8 protein-coding genes are annotated in these 7,226 nt (G+C 42.4%); 2 read left to right on the top strand and 6 right to left on the bottom strand.

The window, feature by feature from the left end:
• Positions 1–232 precede the first annotated feature (232 nt).
• From IH879_16635 to IH879_16620, 4 genes are all read right to left on the bottom strand, one after another.
• Entirely contained in the window at positions 233–1,144 is a 912-nt protein-coding gene (locus IH879_16635) for a hypothetical protein (GenBank protein MCH7676554.1), read from the bottom strand.
• A gap of 66 nt (positions 1,145–1,210) precedes the next feature.
• Positions 1,211–1,438, bottom strand: a complete 228-nt coding sequence (locus IH879_16630) for a hypothetical protein (protein MCH7676553.1) — start codon at positions 1,436–1,438, stop codon at positions 1,211–1,213.
• A gap of 235 nt (positions 1,439–1,673) precedes the next feature.
• Positions 1,674–1,976 (bottom strand): antibiotic biosynthesis monooxygenase, encoded by a 303-nt coding sequence (locus tag IH879_16625; GenBank protein MCH7676552.1) that lies wholly within the window; start codon positions 1,974–1,976, stop codon positions 1,674–1,676.
• Between the two features lies 1 nt (position 1,977).
• Complete coding sequence (locus tag IH879_16620) at positions 1,978–5,274, bottom strand: DNA polymerase III subunit alpha (protein MCH7676551.1); 3,297 nt, start codon at positions 5,272–5,274, stop codon at positions 1,978–1,980.
• Positions 5,275–5,409: 135 nt separating this feature from the next.
• On the opposite strand from IH879_16620, the gene IH879_16615 reads away from it, so the two are divergent.
• Positions 5,410–5,670, top strand: coding sequence for a type II toxin-antitoxin system RelB/DinJ family antitoxin (locus IH879_16615; protein ID MCH7676550.1), 261 nt, complete (start codon positions 5,410–5,412; stop codon positions 5,668–5,670).
• A complete protein-coding gene (locus IH879_16610) occupies positions 5,667–5,936 on the top strand; it encodes a type II toxin-antitoxin system YafQ family toxin (protein ID MCH7676549.1) in 270 nt (89 codons plus the stop codon). Before IH879_16615 ends, IH879_16610 begins: the two co-directional genes overlap by 4 nt.
• Before the next feature lie 18 nt (positions 5,937–5,954).
• On the opposite strand, the gene IH879_16605 is transcribed toward IH879_16610, so the two are convergent.
• Complete coding sequence (locus IH879_16605; GenBank protein MCH7676548.1) at positions 5,955–6,209, bottom strand: hypothetical protein; 255 nt, start codon at positions 6,207–6,209, stop codon at positions 5,955–5,957.
• 89 nt (positions 6,210–6,298) lie between these two features.
• A complete protein-coding gene (gene lexA / locus IH879_16600; protein ID MCH7676547.1) occupies positions 6,299–6,922 on the bottom strand; it encodes a transcriptional repressor LexA in 624 nt (207 codons plus the stop codon).
• Positions 6,923–7,226: the final 304 nt, after the last annotated feature.

Below are 7,226 nucleotides of genomic sequence, written 5' to 3'. Positions count from 1 at the left end.
AAGTCAGGTAGTCGTTGCTTTCATCATCTTGACCAATTAAAATTTCAAGGCCGGCGGAACTTAGGAATTTTTTGATTTTCACGGGAGATGATTATCCTGAGAAGGCGCTGCGTAAACAAGCGATTATAAGTTAGTTGAAACCGAATCGGATCCTAGAAGGATTGGAGGGTTGTTTGAGTCCTTTTTTGAGTCGAGTCTGGCATTCGGGGTTCTTGTAGCATCTCAAAACAACTTACAATCCAAATTCTTGATGCATTTTTATTAGATTAAGTTCGGCGGAATACAATAATCCAATCTGCTCTGGATTGATATTGACATATCTATCCTTAATTTCAGGAAATGTATTTTTTACTTGATTGAACTTTTTAGTATCGTGTGATACAATAATTAGTTTTGTGCTATATTCCCTTAAAGTGGCAAGTCTGCCAAAGCCCGACCAAACTCCAGTTGAAAATTCGACTTCAAATGCGTACTCAGGATAAAAATCACCATTTGTTCTTCGAAACCAAAGCGTATCAATATTTCTCAATGACTTAAAATCCGCAAATTGCAATTCTGGGCAGGCTCTTAAGGTGGCTAGTTCAATTAACTTTCTATGATTAAATTTTTTGATCTTGTCGGGACAATAAGTAAGGAAACAACGAATTCTGCCAATCTCTAGCAACCTTCCCTGCATAACGCTATGAAAACTTTCTATCGGATCTATAGATTTATTCCTCACAAATTTAGACTTTTGCAGGAGATTCCAATTATTAACAAATTGGCTACAATCTAGTTGATTATTTCGTCCCTTCAAGACAAGATTCAAATCCCTGGTAAAGTTTATTTTGTACTCTCCATTTCGATCGTGACTAATTTGATGAAGATTCTCAATCAAGATATTTGATGGCAGGAAAACAGTTTGGCTCAAATCTCCACAAATAAAAGCCACAAAAGAACTTTCAAAATTGCAGATTTCTTCTGCATTAATATAATTTAATCCAAAAAAATAGCGTTTGCCCAGGTCAGATGCTGTTCTAACTAAAACACTGACCTTCCCGATTTGATATGTATTTGTCCTCAAGACTTTGATGAGTTCAACATTTTCATTCAATGATTTTGCCTTTTCCAAGAACGCTACCAACAATTTTTTTGCGTTATTCAATTGAACTACCCTGATTGAGTTCTTTGCCGTATAGTTAAAAACAAGTTCCGTTCATCATTAAAAATCCTAATCTTTGTTAATGTCCTCTGGAATTTCCTCAACCCAAAAAGCTTCATTAATCGCAGGTTTGATCTTTTCAATCTGGAAATGGTCATTCGCCTGCTCAAACTCATTTGACAAGTCCTCACAATCCCCCAAATAAAATTCAACATTCGAACAAGCTTCTTCTTTGCTTTCAGCTTTGATATGTACAACATAGTTCCTCGTGAGAAAAACCTCGTATCTCTTTGTCATTTTAACTCCGGTTTTTGAAATCTTTGAATTACCAAAATTATAATTCAAAAATTAACCAAAAAGACATAAATAAGCAAGTTTATTGTCAATCAAGCTTTAAGACGGGAAGATGTTTTCCTGACTATTCTTTAAAGGAAAGCCCCCCAAAGGATTAAATCCTTCGGGAGGCTCTGGAGGGTTTGTTGCCAACTGATTATTTGAATTTACTTCCCTAATCCCATCACGCTCTAAAAAATCACTCGAAGCAATGAAACGATCCAAGATGGATCTCTTTCTTGGTTAAAGTTTCGCCCACTTTATCCAGCTCCTCAAACTCCTCAGAAAATTGTTTTCGGAATGAATCATAAGCGGACTTTGAAGTCCAGAAATCTATAGTTAGGAATCTCGTCTTATTTTCAATATTCTGGTGAAGTTCAGTTTTTATATAGCCTTTGCCCTCTTTGAATAGTCGTACCCAGGGCCCATCAGGCCTATAAATGTTTTCGAACTCCGATACGAAATCATCTTTAACATAATACTCCCAAATGTAGGTGTACAACTTACGCCACCTCCTGCAAAGAATAATTCTGATTAAACGCATCCAGCTGGCGGCCATTCAAGCGGCTGTTCACAACTTCGCGGGGAGGCCGCCAACGAATCACTTTTTCGGCGATCAAATTCGCTTCCCCTTTTATCCGTGACTGAATTTTTCCGGTGACTGTAAAGGGACCGTGTCCATGCAAAACCTCAGCGAATTTTTCGTACACTTCAGGGAAAAAGATGGTTTCACAAATGCCCTGTTTATCCTCAAGGGAAAGAAATTTCATCTGTTTACCGGTTACGGTTTCCTGTAAACGGGAGGTGACATACCAGCCGCTAAATTGGATGCGGCGATTTTTGTGGGCTTCAAGTTCAAGCGAAGAAACCATATTTTCCCAGGGAATCAGATCATCATACAAGCTTAAAGGATGATCAGCGACCCCGAAGCTGAGCAGCTCAAGTTCTGCCAAAATGCGCTGTTCTTTTGAATACCGGGCTGAGTGGAGATCCTGGGTTAAGTACTCCGCGATATTTTTGCTGCGGTCGTTTTTAAAGTAACTTTGAGTCTTCATTAGCAGCGACGGCTCACTTGGGTGCAGGGAGCGAAAAGCTCCGCAGCGAATCAGATGCTCAGTTTCTTTTTGTCCGGCGTGAGTTCTTTGTAGAAAGTCGAACAGATTTTTGAAGGGGTTTTTCTTGCGCTCATCGACAATATCCTGTTTGGTTTTATCCGAAAGCTCAAAGACCGGTTGCAGCCCCACGCGAATGCTGTTTCCTTCTTTAATAAATTCAATCTCAGAGCAATTGACGTCCGGGGACAGGAGTGAAATTCCTAACCTGCGGCATTCTTCAATGTAAACAGCTTTGGCGTAAAATCCGCCGTGATTGTTTAAAACTGCGGTCATAAATTCTACCGGGAAATAGCATTTCAGAAAGGCAGTCTGGTAAGCGAGCATGCCATAAGTGGCCGCGTGTGCTTTATTAAATCCGAATCCGGTAAAACGCCGCAGGTACTGCCAAATTTCCAGCGCTTTTTCTTTTCGTACGCCTTTCTTCAACGCTCCTGACATAAATTGTTCTTTCAAGGAATTCATGAGCTGCTCGTCGCGATCTTTGGTCATAGCGCGCCGCAAAGAATCTCCTTGAGCCAGGGTGAATCCGGCAACTGCCTGAGCGATCAATAATACTTGCTCCTGGTAAATGGTCAGACCGTAGGTTTCTTTCAAGACCGGCTCCAAAAAGGGGTGGGCATAATGCGTCGGCCGCAAACCGCCGCGCCGGAGAATATACTCGTCCTTCATCAGACTGTCACCAACACCGGGACGAATAACCGCCACAGCTACCACCGTATCTTCGATGCTTTCTGTCTGCATTTTGCGGATGACGCCCCGCACCAGCGGACTTTCCAATTGAAAACAGCCAATGGTCTTCCCTGATTTAATTAAGCGAAGAGTTTCCGGGTCATCTTCAGGGATGGCGCGTATGTCCAAAGGAGACAGCTTTTTGTTCTTTTTTAGAAAATCAAATTTGGTGCTGGATGCTGGTTTCTGGTTCCTGGATGCTGGATGCTTGATGCTCGCTCTTCGCTCATCGCTCTTCGATTCTCGATCCTCTATTTTCAACCCTCGCTTTTCACTTCCTGTTTTTAGAGCTTCTCGCCTCGAATTTTTCGCTGACTCAATACATTCGGTTATTGTACTTAAAGAACGCACACCAAGCAAATCCATCTTCACCAGCCCCAAGCGCTCGATAGAATGCATATCGTACTGCGAAATAAGAATGCCCTTGCGCGCCTCTTCCAATGGTACATATTTCGTAAGGCGATCGGGTGCGATAATTACCCCGGCGGCGTGAATTGAAAGATGACGTGGAAACCCGGCTAATCGTTTACTGATAGCGATAATTTCTTTATAAATCCGGTTGACTCGAATTTGTTGTTTTAACTCAGGGATATTTTTGACGCTTTTATCCATATTAGCAACCCGAGCCATATATGGAAACTGCTTCGTAAGCTTGCCGATCTCGTCTTCCGGCAATCCGAAAGTCTTCGCCACCTCGCGAATGGCAGCACGGCTCTGAAAAGTGTTGTAGGTGCAAATCATTGCTGTCTTATCAGAGCCGTACTTTTTATAAACATACTCGATGACCTGGTCGCGGCTTTTCCAGCAAATATCCAAATCAATGTCGGGGGCATCCGTGCGTTCGGGGTTGAGGAAACGCTCAAAATAGAGGTTAAAGCGGAGGGGATCGGCAAAGGTGATGCCTAGCACGTAGGAAACGATGCTATCTGCGGCTGAGCCGCGCCCAACGCACGGAATGTCCTCCCGACGGCAGTAGTCCACGATGTCTTTTACAATGAGAAAGTAATCGGTAAATCCAAGCTTGTTAATGACATCCAACTCATAAGTAAGGCGCTTGGTAACCTTTTGAGTCATAGCTTTGTAACATTGTCGAGCGCCTTTGAAGCAAAGGCCACGCAAATAAGTCTGGCTGCTCCCTTTTGGCACTTTCATAACCGGGAAAATGGGTTTGCCTAAAGAAAATTGCAGATTACACATTTCAGCGATGCGCTGCGTGTTTTGAACCGCTTCCGGGAATTTGGCAAAAAGCTGTTGCATTTGTGCAGGAGATTTAAAGTACTGCTCTTTATGACCAGCGGTGCGCACCCGCTCACGCATCGTATTTTGATCGATGGCGTGCAGGACTCTTCTAAGCGGCAAATCGTTGGGGGAGAGCAAATGCACGTCGTTGGTGGCAACCAGAGGCACCCCGCATTTTTGGGCAATTCTTTGCAGGCGTTCATTTAGAAGATCATCCCACGGAACAAATCGCTGCAATTCTAAATAAAAATTCTCTCCAAACTTCTGCTTCATCCAGCGGCAGTTAGTTTCCGCTTCTTCGAAATTTCGGCTCAGCACAAGTTGGGAGATTGATCCTTTTCTACCGCCTGAAAGCACAAAGAGCCCTTGTTTATAAGTAAGAATATCATTCATTTCACATTTAAAGTTCAGATGTCCACCTCTCGTATGAGCTGCAGTAATAATGGTGGAGAGGTTCTCATACCCCTGGGTGTTCTTTGCGAGAAGTACTAACGATGAGCCATCGGTAAGAGAAATCTGTGCGCCGATAATCGGCTTGATACCGAATTCCCGGCAAATCTGGTAAAACTCGATGGCGCCGTAAAGGCCGTTGTGGTCGGTCAGAGCCAGGGCAGACATGCCCAGTTCATGCGTACGTTCTACCAGCGTGCGAATTGGAATTGTGCCGTCGAGGAAACTGAAGTTGCTGTGCGTATGGAGATGAACGAAGAAATTCATATTTGAAGCTCATATGGGTAACAGTGTCTGATTTTTTAAAAAATTTGAATGATTTTAAACTTTTTATTGATTTCTGACGTTAGTATTTTATATTATATGTATTGCAATTGTCATGACAAATAATGTGGAGAAAAAATGGCAAAAACAGCGAACATCCAAGCACGTATCGACCCTGAAACTAAAACAAAGGCTCAGAAAATATTAAACACACTCAATATTTCTATGTCAGAAGCCATCTCAATGTACTTAACCCAAGTTGCACTCCATAAAGGAATCCCTTTCGACATTAGAATCCCTAATGAAGTGACGATAGCGACATTACAGAAATCTGAAGAAGGCAAAGAACTCAATGAAGTCAGCAGCGTCGATAAATTATTCCAGGAATTGGATAATTGAAAATTTATTATACCAGTCAATTCAAAAAGGACTATAAAAAAGTCAAAAAGCAAAATAAAGATATTGGCAAACTTAGAATAGTCGTAGAAAAATTAGCAACGAAAGAAAAACTGGAGCCGAAATACAAAGACCATGCTTTGATTGGAAATTGGAAAAAGTTCCGGGACTGCCATCTTGAACCTGACTGGCTCTTGATTTATAAAGCTACCGAAGAAATGTTAATTTTAGAAAGAACTGGGTCTCACTCAGAGTTGTTTAAAAAATAAAATTGATAAGTCAAAAAGTTACCCATCCAAACACAATCTCGACAACTGCCACCCAAAATTTCCCGTGTCAAAAACCAGCTCGAAGTAATCGGAAGTTCCGGCATTGATGGAAAAGTGAACTTGTCTACCCAAGCCAATTTGCTCAGACCAGTGGTTGTTGACTTTGGTGATTTTGTACACCTTCCCTTTCCATTTAAACCGCAGAGGGTGAAGCTTGCCGTTTTGAAAAAAGGTGATCACTGCGATGGGTTCGTTAATTTCTTCGTATGTCATGGTTGTAATGCCTTGTTGTCTCGAGGAGCGAGAAGCGAAGAGCGCAAAAGAAATTCGCTCATCGCTCTACGCTTTTCGCTTCCCGGGTTTTAATTCACATTTTCCCGAATCAGCGCGACCACTTTGCCCTGAACCGACCACTCCTCGGTCGGATAAATATCGGAATAGTTGGGATTCTCCGGCTTCAAATAGCGCTCGTTGCCGGTTACCATAAACCGCTTGACCGTGGTTTCATTGCCAATCAACGCCACAACGATATCGCCGTTGTTTGCACTATTTGTGGAATGGACGACTACCAGGTCATCTTCAAGAATTCCGGCATTGATCATGCTGTCTCCCTGAACCTTCAGTGCAAAGCACTCCCCTTTCGCAGGCAGGAGATCTTGCGGAATGGTCAGATAGCGATCGACGTTCTCCTCGGCAAGCAGAGGGGAACCGGCAGGAACCGACCCAACCAAAGGAACTCTGCTTATACCCGGGCCGTCGAGGAAACCCAGCGACTCCAAAATCCGGATGCCGCGGGCAGCGCCGCCTTCCCGTTTGCCGATGTAGCCTTTCTTTTCCAGCGCAGTCAGGTGCTTGAGAACGGCATTCTTTGAACTGACGCCAAGTTCATCTGCTAACTCCTGCAAAGTAGGCGGATAACCGGCATCTTTGATTTTTTCAGCGATGAGCTTCAACACATTCTTCTGCTTGTCTGTTAATGGTTTCATGACATTTTTCCTTTTTATTTCTTAAACATGCTTTTTTAAATCTCAAAATGGTGAACATATTTTATAGGTGCTATCATGTACACCAATTATACAAAATAAAATTCCGAATGTCAAGAGTTAAAATAAAAAAAAATGTTGTTGTTATTTCAAACTAAAAAATATCCTGACCGGACATTTGACTCAAAAAAGACCCGGTTTTGAGGAGATTTGAAGGGTTCAAAGGGGTCGAGTTTTTGGACAAGTTTATAACGGTCCTGGTTTCAGCTGCCCGAAACAATCTATAAATTATTTTCTTCCACTTCCA

This window comes from candidate division KSB1 bacterium (assembly GCA_022562085.1).
Taxonomy (GTDB): Bacteria; Zhuqueibacterota; Zhuqueibacteria; order Oceanimicrobiales; family Oceanimicrobiaceae; genus Oceanimicrobium.
Note: the sequence above shows the minus strand (reverse complement) of the source record. Positions and strands in the feature narration are given on the sequence as shown.

Excerpts from the sequence above, each read along its gene's own strand:
- IH879_16630 (MCH7676553.1), bottom strand. The coding sequence starts at position 1,438 with ATGACAAAGAGATACGAGGTTTTTCTCACGAGGAACTATGTTGTACAT.
- IH879_16620 (MCH7676551.1), bottom strand. The coding sequence starts at position 5,274 with ATGAATTTCTTCGTTCATCTCCATACGCACAGCAACTTCAGTTTCCTC.
- IH879_16615 (MCH7676550.1), top strand. The coding sequence starts at position 5,410 with ATGGCAAAAACAGCGAACATCCAAGCACGTATCGACCCTGAAACTAAA.
- IH879_16605 (MCH7676548.1), bottom strand. The coding sequence starts at position 6,209 with ATGACATACGAAGAAATTAACGAACCCATCGCAGTGATCACCTTTTTT.
- lexA (MCH7676547.1), bottom strand. The coding sequence starts at position 6,922 with ATGAAACCATTAACAGACAAGCAGAAGAATGTGTTGAAGCTCATCGCT.